Here is a 15336-nt window from a genome sequence, read left to right as displayed (position 1 = left end):
GCCACATACGCCGCAGCAATCTCCCCCTGCGAATGCCCCACCACCACCGCCGGCTCCACCCCACACGACCGCCACAACGCCGCCAAACCCACCATCACCGCAAACAACACCGGCTGCACCACATCAACCCGATCCAACCCCGGCGCACCCCCCACCCCACGCAACACATCCACAAGACACCAATCCACAAACTCACCCAACGCCACACCACACGCCGCCACCTCCGCCGCAAACACCGGCGAAGAATCCAACAACTCCACCGCCATACCCACCCACTGAGCACCCTGCCCAGGAAACACAAACACCGGCTTCACGGCGGAGCCGACAACCTGCGACTCGACGACGTGTGCGGCGGGCTCTGCGGTACTCAGGTTGCTGAGACCGGTGAGCAGGGCACCCCGGTCGGCGGCCATGATGACCGCACGGCGTTCGAAGTGGGCACGGGTGGTGGCCTGGGAGAAGCCGACGTGGAGATGGTCGAGGTCCGGGCGGGCGATCAGGTACGCCCGTACTCGGTCGGCCAGTTCACGCAGGGCGTCCTCGCTGCGCGCGGACAGCGGCACGATGACCGGGGGGCGGAGGCCGGCCGGTTGCTCGGGCGAAGCCTCGGCTTCGTCCCGCGGGGCCTCTTCGAGGATCACGTGCGCGTTGGTGCCGCTCACACCGAACGACGACACACCGGCACGCCGACGGCGTTCACCAGCGGGCCACGGCCGGGCCTCGGTCAGCAGGGCGACCTCGCCCGACTCCCAGTCCACGTGCGGAGACGGCGCGTCCACGTGCAGGGTGCGCGGCAGGGTCTCGTGCTGCATCGCCATGATCATCTTGATGACGCCGGCGACACCGGCCGCTGCTTGCGCGTGCCCGAAGTTGGACTTGATCGAGCCGAGCCACAGCGGCCCGTTCTCGCGGTTTTGCCCGTACGTGGCGAGCAGCGCCTCGGCCTCGATGGGGTCGCCGAGCGGCGTTCCCGTGCCGTGGCCCTCAACCGCGTCCACGTCGGCCGGGCTCAGCCCGGCGCTGGCGAGGGCCTGCCGGATGACCCGCTCTTGGGAGGGGCCGTTGGGCGCGGTGAGGCCGTTGCTCGCGCCGTCCTGGTTGACGGCGCTGCCGCGTACGACGGCGAGGATGCGGCGCCCGTTGCGCTTGGCGTCGGACAGCCGCTCCAAGATGAGTAGGCCCATGCCCTCGGCCCAGCCGACGCCATCGGCGGCAGAGGCGTACGCCTTGCAGAGCCCGTCAGGCGACAGGGCGCGCTGGCGGCTGAACTCGATGAAGGCGTTGGGCCGCGCGAGGGTCGTCGCGCCGCCGACCACGGCGAGCGCACACTCCTTGTTCCGGAGCGCCTTGGCGGCGAGGTCGATCGCCACGAGGGAAGAGGAGCACACCGTATCGACGGTGACCGCGGGGCCCTCGAAACCGAAGGTGTAGCTGATACGACCGGAGGCGACGCTGGGTGAGGAGGCGATGGACAGGTAGCCCTCGATCTCCGGCCGCCGGTCGCTGAGCCCCGCGACGAACTGGTAGTCGGAGAACATCAGACCGCAAAAGACGCCGGTGTCGCTGCCCTTGAGGGTGTGCGGGTCGATGCCGGCGTCTTCGAATGCCTCCCAGGCCCCTTCGAGCAGCACCCGCTGCTGCGGGTCCATGGCCAGCGCCTCACGTGGGCCGATGCCAAAGAACTCGGCATCGAATTCGGCCATGTCGTCGAGGAATCCGCCGTGCCGGGTGTACGCCGTGCCGACGTGGTCCGGGTCCGGGTCGTACAGGTTGTCCAGGTCCCAGCCGCGGTCGTCGGGGAACTCCGAGACCCCCGTGCGCCCTTCGGCAACCATCGACCACAGGGCCTGCGGCGAGTTGACCCCGCCGGGGTAGCGGCAGCTCATCCCGACGACGGCCAGGGGCTCGGCCGCCTGGTCGATCAGTAGCTGGTTTTGGCGCCGCAGCCGCTCGGTCTCCTTCAGCGACTTGCGTAGAGCTCCGATGATGTCGGGCTTCTCGACGGCCATGCTGTTTCCCCCACCCTCGGACTCTTGCCAGCGACCACGTGGTCAACCTGCTAGATCCTGGGCAGGGCCGTTCAGATACAGAGAACGCGCATAATCTTTGGGAAATCAGGGCATGTTCACAGACTTCGCCGCGAGGGCGTCGTGCACGCAGCTGTTGACGGCATCGATCAAGCGGTCGCCGTTGTCGGTGAAGAAGAAGTGGCCACCGTCATGTGTCGTCATGGTGAAATCCCCGGTGGTGCTCTGCTTCCAGAGCGTTGCTTCTGCTTCATTCACCTTGGGGTCCGCGTTTCCGATGTGCACCTGGATGGGCGCGGTGAGCTGCATCTCCGGGGCACAGGAGTAGGTCTCCGCGAGCCGATAGTCGGCACGCATGGGTGGCAGGACGAGGTCGCGTATCTCCTCGTCCTGGAGCAACTCGCTGCCCAGGCCACCGAGCAGCGCCATCTCACGAAGGAAGGCATCGTCACTCTTGAGGTGGGTGCTCTGGTCTTTGAGCAACGTCGGTGCCACCCGGCCGCAGGCGAACAGCGCCAGGGGCGCGCTGCCCGCCGCCTCAAGGCGGTGGGCCACTTCGAAGGCGACCAAGGCCCCCATGCTGTTGCCCAGGAGAACGATCGGCACCTGGGTGTTGGCGTCGTCCGCGCCCCACTCACTCAACAACTCGGCTGTTTCGGCGGCCAATTCCTCAATGCTGTCCCGGAACGGCTCACGTCGGCGATCCTGCCGGCCGGGATATTGCACACCGTGCACATCGAGATCGCCGAAACGGCGCGCGAATTGGACGTAGAAGTTCGCCGAGCCACCGGCGTGCGGAAAACACACCAGGTTGGCCCGGGGGGCCTCGACGGAGCTCAGTTTGCGAATCCAGTGACCGAAGTCGTTCGCGGTACCCATGGACGACACACCCTTTCGACCGTCCTCAGACGGCGTCTTCCACCTTGTGCGGAGCGGCATTCGCGGAGTTGCCCTCCGGCTCCGGCGGCGGAAAGCGGAGGAACAGAGAACAGGCAAGGGCGCCCAGCACCAGGAAGAGGACGGGCAGCAGCCCCGTTTCGCTCAGCGCCGTACTGTACGGCTCGTGCACCACGCTCGGTACGGCGCTCGCGCTGCCCTCCAGATGGGCCCCACTACCGGCGAGCTGCGGCAAGTGCGTTTCGATCCGGTTGGCGAACAGCGCGCCGACCCCGGCACTGCCGAGCACGGCACCTAGCTGCCGGTTGGTGTTGTAGACACCCGAACCGGCACCGGCCTGGTGCACGGGCAGGTTGCGGGTGGCGATGGCGCCGAGCGGGCCCCAGGCCATGCCGTTGCCGATGCCGGTCAGGGCGGCGGTGGCCGAGAACATCCACAGCGGCGAGTCCGGGTCCGCCATCAGCACGCTGTAGGCGACGATCGTGACGGCGAACAGCACAAAGCCGATGGTGGTGAAGGTACGTGGATGAGCCTTGTCGGATTTCTTGCCGATGATCGGGGAAAAGGCGCCGGTGAGGATCGCCAACGGCGCGAAGATCAGGGCCGATTCCATCGACGAGAGCCCGCGCACGCCCTGGAGATAGAAGTACGAGGGCACGGTCATCGCGGTTACGGCGGCGCCCATGGCGGCGATGCCGATGTTCGCCAGCGTGAAGTTACGGTCACGGAACAGGCTCAACAGCAGCAGCGGCTCCCGCGTATTACGGGCCTGTGTCACAACGAACAGGGTGAGGACGAGCAGACCGGCGGCGATCACCGACCAGATGCCGGCCGACCAGTCCTTGCTGTTGCCCTCCTGAAGGCCGTAGACGAGCAGGAACATGCCGGCGCAGGACAGCAGGATGCCGAGCGGGTCAAGAGTTTGGCTCCGGGTGGGCAGCGTCGGCAGCAGCCGCCAGGCCAGGGCGAACGCGAGGACGCCGATCGGCACATTGATGAGGAAGATCCACTCCCAACCTGCGGAGTCAACCAACAGCCCGCCCACCACCGGCCCCAGCAGCATGGAGACACCGGCGGAACCGCCCCAGACGCCCATGGCGGCACCGCGCTTGTCGGCGGGGAAGATCTGCGTGATCATCGCCATGGTCTGCGGGGTCATCAGCGCGGCCCCCAGGCCCTGCACGACGCGCGCCGCGATGAGCATGTCGATGCTGTCGGCCATGCCGCACCACAGCGACGCGAGCGTGAACACCACCAGGCCGCTCAGATACACGTTCTTGGGCCCGAAGCGGTCGCCCAGCCGGCCCGTGAACAGCAACGGCGCCGCGTAGGCCAACAGATAGGCGCTGGTCACCCAGATCACTTCGGAGACGCCGGCCTCAAGTTCCTCCATGACGACGGGGTTGGCGACGGCCACCACGGTCATGTCCAGAACGATGAGGGAGAACCCAGCGATCAGCGCGCCCAGCGCCGGCCACGGGTTGCGTTCAGCGGTCACGGTTGCCTTCCTAGCGATTGCGCCCCACGAGGACCGACACGGCTGCCTCCCTCTTGAGCTGATGGTGTCCCTGCTCTCGCGCTAACCCCAGATCCGGGCCAACGTGCCCCGGATACATCCGTGACAGGACTCGATCAGCTTTGTGACAGACATCACATATAGCTATTCAGTCGATCAAACAGCACCCGAGGCCAACACCCCAGCCCCTCCGGACGTACCGCGAAGAACGAGCCAGGACCGCAGCCGTCAGGCGCGGAACCGCACATTCCGGAATGCGCGTAGATTGGCGCGTTTTCGGCGGCGACCTGCTTGTTCATCCCCTCGCGGACGACGCCGAGCACACGCGGCGTCCAGCGTCGAGCGGTGCCCGCTCCGCGACTGCCGTGCAGGCCAACAGGCCACATTCCGTACAACGATCAAGTTCTTGGTGACGAAACTGTCGATTGACACCCCACTTAGGACGCCCCATATAATAATTGGGTGTATAGGGGGGAGTAACCAACTAACCACTTACATAACCAGTTAACCGGACCCAGGGCCCACCAAACACCAGGCGGGAACACCCCAGGGCGGTATGGCTGATTACCTTCGGTCAGGTGTGAGTAGTTGACCGAAGGTAACGGGGATGAAAGACAAAACCGGGGGATATCATGCGCACGCCCAGTCTGAATGAATTGGTAGACGACTGCATAGCAGGCAATCAAGACGGCTGGAATTGCATCGTAGAACGGTATACGCCTTTGATCTGGGCCATAGCCCGCGGTCACAGGCTCTCCGTCGCCGACTGCGAGGACGTCAGCCAGACCACGTGGCTACGCGTCATCCAGCACCTGGGCAAACTCCGTGATCCCGAGAAGCTCACGCAATGGATCTCGGTGTCGGCCCGCCGGGAGAGCCTGAAGCACATCGAGAAGTCCGGCCGCAGCGTCCCCGTCGGGGACTCGCCGGTCTTCGACCGCCCGGAACCGTCCGAGAACCGCCCCGAGGAGGCGGCCTTGGCGAAGGAGCGGGACAACGAGGTCCTGCTCGCCTACTGCGGACTTTCGACCAAGTGCCAGGCCCTGCTCGGTCTGCTGGTGACCGACCCACCGATGCCCTACGACGAGATCAGCGCCACGCTGGGCATGCCGCGCGGCTCGATCGGCCCCATCCGGTCACGCTGCCTGGCGCATCTGGAAAAGCTCCTCCAACGCGAGACGGAACGCTCAAAGCAAGCGGCGGAACTGGTCAACACCATCACGCGCGCGGGCCTACGGACGTACGCCCTGGAGCAGCGTCACTGACGTGGTACGCGTAGACAAAGGCGCCTTTTGGTCCGGGCCGGCCCACTGCCGGTCCGGATCACAGGTGTTTTGTGCGTGCGATGGGAACACGGGAACGCAGTGTGCGCGCCTTCAGCCACGAGCCTGATCGGCAGTCGCCGAGGACGCCGCCGACGCGACGGGAACCGAATCGTCGGTGCGCACGTCATTGTGCTCGAAAGCACCAGAAGCAGCATTATCGTCGGAGGCGCCAGAAGCAGCGGAGAGGAACGAGAACAGGGCCTTGGCGTTCTCCGCCATGCTGGCCGGAGGCTGTCCAACGGCGTCACCGAGTCTGGTCAGCGTCTCGTCACCTAATTCTGCTGCCTTTTCTTCGCTCGATTTGTTCATGCCACCCGCCTCTCGGCATTTTATTGCATTCACCAAACAGACCCCCACAGGCTATAGGCGCACATCAGAAGAATCAATAGCGCTAGGCCTGAGCCCAGGGCGGCTTCCCCGCCCTGGGCCACGTGAATTCGCTGGTCACGGCCTACCTGGCAGCTGGCAGCTGGTCAGGCCGAAACGCCTCGAAGCCTCGTCCCACTCGATGTGCTCCTGGGAGACTCCGCAGCCGGGCCCGCTCGGGCCCGTCACATAAGCAACGAAGCTCGGGTAGATGGCCTTCCCAGATCGCCCTGAGCCGCCGCGACTTTGACGCTCCGTCAGATGGTCACCGCCCGTCTCGTGCAGCCTTCCGCTCTGAACAGTGCGGCAGGGCTCTCGCTGGTGGAACCGCCAAAGGTGCTGCCCGTTCCACATGGGCGGCGTGGGGTGTGTCCCCCGGGCGCCCAGATGCGTCATCAGCGGATCGAGCTCGATCGCCGCTCCGGTGAGCCGGCATTCGATGTCCTGCTGTTCTGCCGGTGGTTTGGGTCATCGTGCCGAGTGAGCAGGACGGCACACACAAGCTTCGGCAGGTGTGCGGCAAGGGCACGCGACGCGAGGTCCACAGGGACACGCGGATGCTTTCGGACCAGCGTCTCGCTGAGGCTCATCGGCAGCTGATCTCCAGCCGGTCGGGAGCGTGCACGCCCCCGGCCCGGGGCGGCCGGGGGTGGGAGGCGACAGAAAGCCCGCCCTATAGAAAACGATTTTCATTTTGGATAGTGTGCCCGTGACCGGCCGCCTGGCCGGCCGGGGAAGGGGACCTCAGGCATGTTCCGAACGTCCAGACGAGTCGCGACGCGCAGTACGGCCGCCCTCTGTGCCGCTGTACTGCTGGGTTCGTGCAGCGCCGACAGCGGCCAGGACGGCAACGGCCCGGGTGGGAAGCCCGCGGCGCGCGGTGAGCAGGACATCAACGCCCAGCCCCTGGCGGCGCTGCGGGACGGCGGTGATCTGCGAGTGCCGGTGGACGCCCTGCCGACCAACTACAACCCCGTCCAGGTCAACGGTGCGCGCGTGGTGACCTGGCAACTCACGGAGGCGATCCTCCCGACCGCGTTCAAGGACGCGCCCACCGGCGAACGCGTCGTGAACAAGGCGTTCTTCACCTCCGCCGCGCTCACCTCAACGTCGCCGCAGACCATTGCCTACCGGATCGCGGACGACGCGGTGTGGAGCGACGGCAGGCCGATCACATGGGAGGACCTGCGCGGCCAGTGGCGAGCGCTGAGCGGGAAGGACACCGCCTACGAGGCGTACAGCACCGTGGGTTACTCCGAGATCACCTCCGTCGAGCGGGGGAGGTCGGACAAGGAGGCGGTGGTCAAGCTCCGCAGGCCGTTCGCCGAGTGGCAGGGGCTGTTCAGTCCGCTAGTGCCGAAGCAGCTCACCGCCACGGCGAGCGCCTTCAACAAGGGTTGGTTGCAAAGGCCCGCCGTCACCGCGGGGCCGTTCGCCATCGACAGGATCGACCGGACGGGCAAGACCATCACCCTTCGGCGCAACCCATCGTGGTGGGCCGGGAAGCCACCGCTGAACCGTGTGATCCTGCGCGTTCTTGACCCGGCCGCGCGGGCTGACGAACTCGCCAACCGGGGCATCGACCTCTACCCCATTGGCGCCGACCTCGATCTCTTCACCCGTGCCAGAACCATGCCCGGGGTGGAGATCCGCACGGCTCCCGAGCGCCTCGCCGGGCAACTCACCTTCAACGGCGGCAAGGGCGCCACACTGGCCGACGAGCGGCTGCGCCGCGCGGTAGCCCAAACCGTCGATCGCGAGGCCATCACCGCCGCGCTCGTCGGGCGGATCGTCCCGGGCGCCAAGCCAGTTGGCAACCACATCCTGCCGCCCGGCGATCCGGGCTACCGCGACAACTCCGGCACCCTGCCCTTCGACTCGGAAGCAGCCGGCAAACAACTCGACGCGCAGGGCTGGAAGCTCAACGGAAAGTACCGGGTCAAGGACGGCCAGAGGCTGTCGCTTCGGCTGATCGGCCAGGAGACTCCCGTTGGCAAAACGGTCTGCGGACTGCTCAGGGAGCAGCTGCGTAAGGCCGGCATTGAGGCGCTGGTGCGCACCGTCCCGCTGGAGCGGTTCTACGACGGCTATCTGCTGCCCGGGAACTTCGACCTGATCGCCTTCGAATGGACGAAGTCCGCATCGCCCTTCGCCCACGACCGGCCGGTGTTCCAAAAGCCGCGGGGCAACGACTTCGGGAGCAACTTCGGCCGCATCCACATCCCGCGCGTAGACCAACTCTACGACCAGGGCCTGGCCGAACTTGAGCCCGCCAAGCGCCGGCACGTTGCCAATGAGATCGACGTTCTGGCTTGGAAGCACGCGCACCACCTGCCGCTGTACGCCGGCTCCGGTGCCTACGCGGTACGCAAGGAACTGGCCAACTACGGCGCACACGGGCTGGGAGTTTACGGCTTCGACCGCGCCGGATTCACGAAGTGAGCCCCGACACCTTAGGCGCCGCCGCGGCCGGGAAGCGGTGGAATGGGCCCGCCGTTCGGCGGGTGGCGGCTTGGCTGCTGCGGCAGCTGGCCTGGCGTGGCGGCCTGTGCCTGGCCGCGGCCTTCACGGCGTACGCGCTGGCCTCGCTCAGCTTCGACCCGCTCGCGGAGCTGCGCGGCCAGCAGCCGCGGCCACCGCAGGCCGTCATCGACGCCCAGGCACGGCGGTTGGGACTCGACACGCCGCTGCCCCGGCGGTTCGTGGAGTGGCTCGCCGGGCTGCCGCGTGGCGACTTCGGTGAGACGGTCGGCGGCCGGCCCGTGGCGGACGAGCTGTGGCGACGGTGCGGCACCAGCCTGCGGCTGTTTCTCGCTGGAAGCCTGCTCGCCATCGTGCTCGGGGTGTCGGCCGGGCTGTGGAACGCGCTGCGCAGCGGCCGGGCATCCGACCAGTTCTTCCTGGTCGGCTCGTTGGTGCTGCTCTCGGTCCCGGTCTTTGTGCTCGGCACCGTGCTGAAGATGGTGTGGCTGCCGGTCAACGAGGCGTTCGGCACCCAACTGCTGTACTTCTCGGGGGAGACCACCCCGGGCTCCGACCACACCGGCTGGGCCGCGGCCGGTGACCGGCTGCGGCATCTGGCGCTGCCCACGCTGGCCATAGCGCTCCCCCAGGCGGCGTTCTACAGCCGCTATCAGCGCGCCGCGATGCTGGACGTGCTCGGCAGCGACTTCCTCAGGGCGGCACGGGCGAAGGGGCTGCGCCGAGGGCAGGCGGTGCTCCGGCACGGCGTGCGCCTGGCGCTGATGCCGATGGTGGCGCTGTTCGCGTTCACCTTTGGGCTGCACCTGACGGGCGGGGTGTTCACCGAACGCATCTTCGGGTGGAGCGGGATGGGCGACTGGCTGCTGCACGGCATCCAGGCGCAGGACGCGACGATCGTCGCCTCCGTCACGCTGTTCATCGCGGTGCTCGTGGTGCTCGCCGGCCTGTTGGCCGACGCCGTGCAGGTGCTGCTCGACCCCCGGGTGCGAGGGGTGGAGCGACGGTGACGGCGGAACCGAGCGCGGCGCTCCCGGCCAGGGCCGGGGACGTGCGGCGCGACTCCCTGGCCCTTCGGATGCTGCGCGACCCGATGGCGGTGGTCGGGGCACTGCTGCTGGCGCTGCTGGTGGGACTCGCCGTGCTGGGGCCGTGGCTGTGGCCGTACGACCACACGACGCAGCGTCCCGAGGCGATGTTGGCCGAGCCGTCGGCCAAGCACTGGCTTGGCACCGCGCGGCTCGGCGAGGACGTACTCGCCCAGTGCGTACGCGGCTTGCAGAAATCGCTGGTCATCGGGGTGCTGGTGGCCGTGATCTCCACGGCGCTCGCGACGGCGGTCGGGCTCGCGGCGGGCTACTTCGGCAAGCGGGCCGACCGGGCGCTGATGTGGGGCGTGGACATGCTGCTGATCCTGCCCTCGTTCCTGGTGGTCGCGGTCATCTCGCCCACCCTGCGGGACCGGTCCTGGCTCTACATGGTGCTGGTGATCGCGTTGTTCCAGTGGACGCTCACCGCGCGGGTCATCCGCGCGCGAACGCTCAGCCTGCGCGGGCGGCAGTTCGTCGGGGCCGCCCGTTACATGGGGGCGGGGGCCGGGTGGATCGTCCGCAAGCACCTGGTTCCGCATTTGGTGCCGCTGCTGGTCATCGACTGCACGCTGCACGTCAGCGCCGCGATTTTGAGCGAGGCAGGGCTGAGCTACTTCGGCTTCGGCATCCAGGCACCCGACGTCTCGCTCGGCTCGCTGGTCGCGGACGGCTCCGGCTCGGCGCTCACCTATCCATGGGTGTTCCTGGCGCCAGTCGGTTTCCTCGTGGTGACCGTCACGGGCGTGGGCCTGCTGGGCGAGGCACTCAGACGGGCGCTGGACGAGGGAGAAGCACATGCGGTCTGACGCAGAGCAGCCGGACCCAGAGCAGCCGGGCGCGAAACAGACGAGCGCACAGCAGCCGAGCACAGAGCAGCCGGGCGCGGCAGAGTCCGACGCGGTCACAACGGATGCGGTGCGGGGAGTCGCGGCGGGCTCGGATGCTGCGGAGGAGCCGGCGTTGCTTGAGGTCGCCGGGCTCTCGGTGACGTTCACCGGCGACCGGCGTACGCGACGGCCGGACCTGCGGGCGGTGCGGGAGGTCAACCTGACGCTGCGCCGCGGGGAGTGCCTTGCCATGGTCGGCGAGTCCGGGTCCGGCAAGTCGGTGACGGCGTCGGCGCTGATCGGCCTGGTGCCGGGCAGAGCCGAGGTACGGGGGTCCGTGCGGCTGGCGGGGCGGGAACTGCTGGGCCTCGACGACCGGGAGATGTCCCGGGTCCGCGGTGACCGGATCGGGATGGTGTTTCAGGACCCGCTGGCTGCGCTGCTGCCCGTGACGAGCGTGGGCCGGCAGATCGCCGAAGCGGTCCGCGTGCACCGTCGGGTGTCGCGCGCCGCAGCCCTGCGCCGGGCGGTGGACCTCCTGGATCAGGTCGGCATCCCAGATGCCGCGCGTCGCGCCCGGGCCTTCCCGTACGAATTCTCCGGCGGCATGCGGCAGCGGGTCGCCATCGCCGTGGCGATCGCCGGCGATCCCGATCTGTTGATCGCGGACGAGCCGACCAGTGCCCTCGACACGACCGTGCAGGCCGGGGTGCTGAACCTGCTGGAGGCCCTACGCAAGGACCGGGGCTGCTCCCTGCTGCTGATCACCCACGACCTGGGGGTGGTGGCGCGCTCGTGCGACCGCGTCGCCGTCATGCGAGACGGGCGGATCACCGAGGAGGGCGGCGTGCTGCCGTTGCTCGGTGCGGCGGTTCCGGCCGGGCACCTCGGCGAGTTGCTCGCGGCCACCCGAGACGAGGAGCGCGCCGCACCAGCAGCTCCCAGTGCAGCCGGGGCCCCGGTCCTGCGGGTGGCGGGGCTGCGGCGTCACTACCGGGCCCGGCAGCGCCTGGGCCGGGCCGCGCCACCCGTGCGCGCGGTGGACGGGGTGAGCTTCACGGTCCTTGCGGGCCAGTCACTCGCGCTGCTGGGCGAGTCCGGCTGCGGAAAGACCACCACGTTGCATGAAATCCTTCGGCTCGCGGCCCCGCAAAGCGGCCGGATCGACGTCCTCGGGCACGATCTGAGCCGTCTGACGCCGCGGGACCGGCGTGAGCTGCGCCGGCAGGTGCAGGTCGTCTTCCAGGACCCGGCCGCCTCGCTCGACCCGCGAATGCGGGTCGGCGACATCATCGCGGAGCCGCTGGACATCCAGCGGGCGTCGGCGGCCCACCGGGCAACCCGGGTCGAGGAGTTGCTCACCATGGTGGAGCTGCCGCCCGGGACCGAGCGGCTACGCCCCGGCCTGCTGTCCGGAGGACAGCGCCAACGCGTCGCCATCGCGAGGGCGTTGGCGACCAAGCCACGGCTGGTGCTGCTGGACGAGCCGGTATCGGCACTGGACGCGTCCTTGCGCGTGGGGATGATGCGGCTACTGGATAACTTGCGCGCCACGATGGGGCTTTCCTATCTGCTGGTGTCCCACGACATCCAGCTCGTACGGCGCTCCGCGGACCAGGTGGCGGTGCTCTACCTCGGCAAGGTCGTGGAGCACGGCCCGGCTTGGTCGGTCCTGGAAAACCCGCAACATCCCTACACCCGGGCGCTCGTGGACGCCTCGCCCACCACCGACCCCGCGCGGGAGAGGAGCAGGGAGCGCGTCGTGCTCCTCGGTGACCCACACGCCACGCCCGGTGTCGGCTGCGCCTTTCGGCCGCGGTGCCCACTGTTCCCCGTATCGGACGAGGCCACGAGAGGTTCGTGTGTCACCAGCGAACCGGAATTGCGACAAACCCACCCAGAAAAGCGGCAGTTCGCAGCTTGTCACTCCAGACAGTTGAAAACGATAATCGATGCGTATTAGTCTCACGTTGCTTCTCCGAGCGGTTTACCCACCTACGAGAAGATCAAGAGGTTTATCCTTCAATGAGCACTCCTCTCTACCTTGCACCGCGGCTGGAATCCCGGCTGGAGTCACTGCTCGACCGCCCGGACTTTCTGCACCAGCTCACCAGAGCACTCGGTTCGCCGCTGAATATCGTCTTGCCCGACCAGATCGCGGAGAACGTCCAGCGCTTCCAGGACGTTTACGACCGGCACCGGCTGAGCGGCACCGTCTACTTCGCCCACAAGGCCAACCGGTCCAGCGCGCTGGTACGACGCCTCGCCGACACCGCAGCACATATCGACATCGCGTCCATCGGCGAGCTTCAGCACGCCCTGGGCTGCGGTTTCGCCCCGGAACGGATCATGGCTACCGGGCCGAAGAGCAGCGAGTTCCTGTGGCTCGCGGCGCGCACCGGCGTCATCGTCAACGCCGATTCCACAGGCGAGCTCGAACAACTCGCCGCCATCGTTACCAAACACCAACTCCCACGAGTGCGCGTGCTTTTGCGGCTCTGCGACTTCGAGAGCAGCGGCGTCACCGTCATGAGCCGCCGCAGCCGCTTCGGCACGCCCGTGGCCGAGGTGCCCCGGCTGCTCGACGCGATGGAGACACACCGCGACTGCGTCGAACTCATCGGCCTCGCCTACCATTTGGACACCATCGGGCTGGCCGAGAAGGCCACCGCCCTAGACGGCTGCCTCAAGGTCATGGCCGACTGCTCGGCCCGGGGACTACGTCCGCGGGCCATCGACATCGGCGGCGGCTTCGGCGTGGACTACCTCGCCGATGGCAACCAGTGGGACGAGTACACCAGCGAACTAACCAACGCCGTACTCGGCAAGCGTCCTCCGCTGACCTGGCGGGGCCACGGCTACGGACTACGCAGCGAGCAGGGGACGCTGCGCGGAGCGCTCGGCCTCTACCCGGCCCACCGGCCGGTCGCGGGCCCGCGCTATCTCGATGAACTGCTGACCTCCCAGGCGCCCTCGCTCGGCCGGCCGCTCGCCACCCAACTCCTGGAGAACCTGTACGACCTGCACATCGAGCCGGGGCGGGCGCTGGTTGACCAGTGCGGCATCGCGCTGGCGCGGGTGCTTGAGGTACGCGACACGTCGGGCGGTGACTGCTTCGTACGCCTTGAGATGAACGCCTCCGACGTCAGTTTGGAGGAGCACGGCGTCCTGATGGACCCGGTGCTCGTGCCCCGCCCCGGTGACGACGACCAGGCCGCGAGCGGCCCTGTCGGGGCGTACCTGATCGGAAACCTCTGCCTAGAGGCGGACTTCATCACCCGCCGCTTGGTGCACTTCCCGCGGCGCCCACGCGTCGGCGACCTGCTCGCCTTCGTTAATACCGCGGGGTACTTCATGGACTTCAGCGCGGACCACGCTCTGCACCAGCCCATCGCCCGCAAGGTTGCGGTCTATCGGGATGGCGCGGAGTGGCGCTGGTGCCTGGATGAGAACTACTGGCCCAATATATGTACGGGGGAAGACAGTTGAGGTACGACTCGATCACCGAGGTCATAGGCGACACCCCGCTCGTTCGGATATCGCCCGAGATCCACGGCCTACAGAACGTTGATCTGTACGCCAAGTTGGAGATGCTCAACCCGTTCGGCTCCGTGAAGGACCGGGCGGCCTGGAACATGGTCCGGCCCCTCTTGGCCGATGACGCCGCCGGCGAGCGCACCGTCGTCGAACTGTCCAGCGGCAACACGGCCAAGGCCCTGGCCGTCATCTCTGGCATGCACGGCCTGCCGTTCAAGAGCGTCACCAACCGCATGAAGGTCCCGGAGATCAAGGACCTGCTCCTGCTGCTCGGCGCGGAGATCGAGGAACTGCCCGGCCAGGCCGAGTGCCTCGACCCCACGAACACCGAGGACCCGCTCACCAAGATCCACCAGATGCTGTCGGCGGACACGGCGGCGTACGTCCACACGGACCAGTACTACAACCCCCGCAACATCGAGGCGCACCAGTCGGCCACCGGCCCGGAGATCATCAAGGACCTGGGCGGGGCGGCCCCTGACTACTTCATCGCCGCCGTCGGCACGGCGGGCTCCTCCACCGGCTCGGCACGCGCCCTGCGGGCCCACGACCCGAGCGTGGGCGTCATCGGCCTCGTGGCGGAAAAGGCCGACTTCATTCCCGGCATCCGCAACATCGACGAGGTCAACGAGGTCGGCCTGTTCGACCCCGCGACGTACGACACCATCGAATCCGTCTCCGCCGACGAGGCCATCGACGGCATGCTGACCCTCGTACGCCGCTGCGGCATGCTCGCCGGCCCGACCGGCGGCGCCGCCTACTTCGGCGCGGTCCGGCACCTCCAGGCCATCGACGCGCAGCTCACCGACCGCAAGACGGCCGTGTTCATCGTCTGCGACCGCGTCGAGAGCTATATGAGCTACGTACGCAAGCGGCGCCCCGAACTGCTGCGGCAGCCGGCCCGGCGCAACTCGGTCGCCACCCTCACCGACGCCGAGGTCGAGGCGGCCCCCACCATCGACGCCGCCGCCGCGCGACGCTGGATCGATGAGGCCCGGCCGCTGGTGGTGGACCTGCGCGGCGCCTTCGCCTTCGACGCGCTACACATCCCCGGCTCGATCAACATCGTTGACGAGATCTTCGCCGAACTGATCCAAGCCGGTATGCCGTTCGGCCGCAGCCAGCCCGTGCTCCTGGCATGCCCGGTAGGCGAGCAGTCGGTGAAGTACGCGGCGCTGCTGCGGCGCATGGGCCACACCGACGTCCGCAGCCTCAGCGGCGGCATCATCGCCTGGCGCGACGCCGGCGCTGCGCTGGTGAGGGACTGAC

The 15336-nt window shown here is 67.9% G+C and carries 11 protein-coding genes; 7 read left to right on the top strand and 4 right to left on the bottom strand.

From position 1 onward, the window contains the following. From FHS42_RS22935 to FHS42_RS22925, 3 genes are all read right to left on the bottom strand, one after another. On the bottom strand, nucleotides 1-2009 hold a 2009-nt coding region (locus FHS42_RS22935; protein WP_184574847.1), incomplete at its 3' end, for a type I polyketide synthase. 105 nt (nucleotides 2010-2114) lie between these two features. Next, nucleotides 2115-2906 (bottom strand): thioesterase II family protein, encoded by a 792-nt coding sequence (locus FHS42_RS22930; RefSeq protein WP_184574845.1) that lies wholly within the window; start codon nucleotides 2904-2906, stop codon nucleotides 2115-2117. 25 nt (nucleotides 2907-2931) lie between these two features. Further along, nucleotides 2932-4422 (bottom strand): DHA2 family efflux MFS transporter permease subunit, encoded by a 1491-nt coding sequence (locus FHS42_RS22925; RefSeq protein ID WP_184574843.1) that lies wholly within the window; start codon nucleotides 4420-4422, stop codon nucleotides 2932-2934. A 650-nt stretch (nucleotides 4423-5072) separates the two neighbouring features. Here FHS42_RS22925 and FHS42_RS22920 point away from each other — a divergent pair. After that, the gene (locus tag FHS42_RS22920; protein WP_281392837.1) at nucleotides 5073-5705 is read left to right on the top strand and encodes an RNA polymerase sigma factor; all 633 of its coding nucleotides are present in this window, start codon (nucleotides 5073-5075) and stop codon (nucleotides 5703-5705) included. 111 nt (nucleotides 5706-5816) lie between these two features. Here FHS42_RS22920 and FHS42_RS22915 read toward each other — a convergent pair whose 3' ends face one another. Beyond that, nucleotides 5817-6074, bottom strand: coding sequence for a hypothetical protein (locus FHS42_RS22915; RefSeq protein WP_184574841.1), 258 nt, complete (start codon nucleotides 6072-6074; stop codon nucleotides 5817-5819). A gap of 807 nt (nucleotides 6075-6881) precedes the next feature. Between FHS42_RS22915 and FHS42_RS22910 the strand changes: the two genes are divergently transcribed. From FHS42_RS22910 to FHS42_RS22885, 6 genes are all read left to right on the top strand, one after another. Beyond that, a complete protein-coding gene (locus FHS42_RS22910) occupies nucleotides 6882-8573 on the top strand; it encodes an ABC transporter family substrate-binding protein (RefSeq protein WP_184574839.1) in 1692 nt (563 codons plus the stop codon). Then, nucleotides 8570-9622, top strand: coding sequence for an ABC transporter permease (locus FHS42_RS22905; protein ID WP_312866994.1), 1053 nt, complete (start codon nucleotides 8570-8572; stop codon nucleotides 9620-9622). Before FHS42_RS22910 ends, FHS42_RS22905 begins: the two co-directional genes overlap by 4 nt. Beyond that, nucleotides 9619-10509 carry an ABC transporter permease gene (locus FHS42_RS22900; protein ID WP_312866993.1) on the top strand — a complete coding sequence of 297 codons (891 nt, stop codon included), beginning with the start codon at nucleotides 9619-9621 and terminating at the stop codon, nucleotides 10507-10509. Before FHS42_RS22905 ends, FHS42_RS22900 begins: the two co-directional genes overlap by 4 nt. After that, nucleotides 10499-12493, top strand: coding sequence for a dipeptide ABC transporter ATP-binding protein (locus FHS42_RS22895; protein WP_184574837.1), 1995 nt, complete (start codon nucleotides 10499-10501; stop codon nucleotides 12491-12493). Before FHS42_RS22900 ends, FHS42_RS22895 begins: the two co-directional genes overlap by 11 nt. A gap of 62 nt (nucleotides 12494-12555) precedes the next feature. After that, nucleotides 12556-14019 carry a Y4yA family PLP-dependent enzyme gene (locus FHS42_RS22890; protein ID WP_184574835.1) on the top strand — a complete coding sequence of 488 codons (1464 nt, stop codon included), beginning with the start codon at nucleotides 12556-12558 and terminating at the stop codon, nucleotides 14017-14019. Continuing rightward, complete coding sequence (locus FHS42_RS22885) at nucleotides 14016-15335, top strand: pyridoxal-phosphate dependent enzyme (protein WP_184574833.1); 1320 nt, start codon at nucleotides 14016-14018, stop codon at nucleotides 15333-15335. Before FHS42_RS22890 ends, FHS42_RS22885 begins: the two co-directional genes overlap by 4 nt. Nucleotide 15336 lies beyond the last annotated feature (1 nt).

The organism is Streptomyces zagrosensis, assembly GCF_014203645.1.
Lineage (GTDB): Bacteria > Actinomycetota > Actinomycetes > Streptomycetales > Streptomycetaceae > Streptomyces > Streptomyces zagrosensis.
This window is presented reverse-complemented; position numbering and strand designations above follow the sequence as displayed.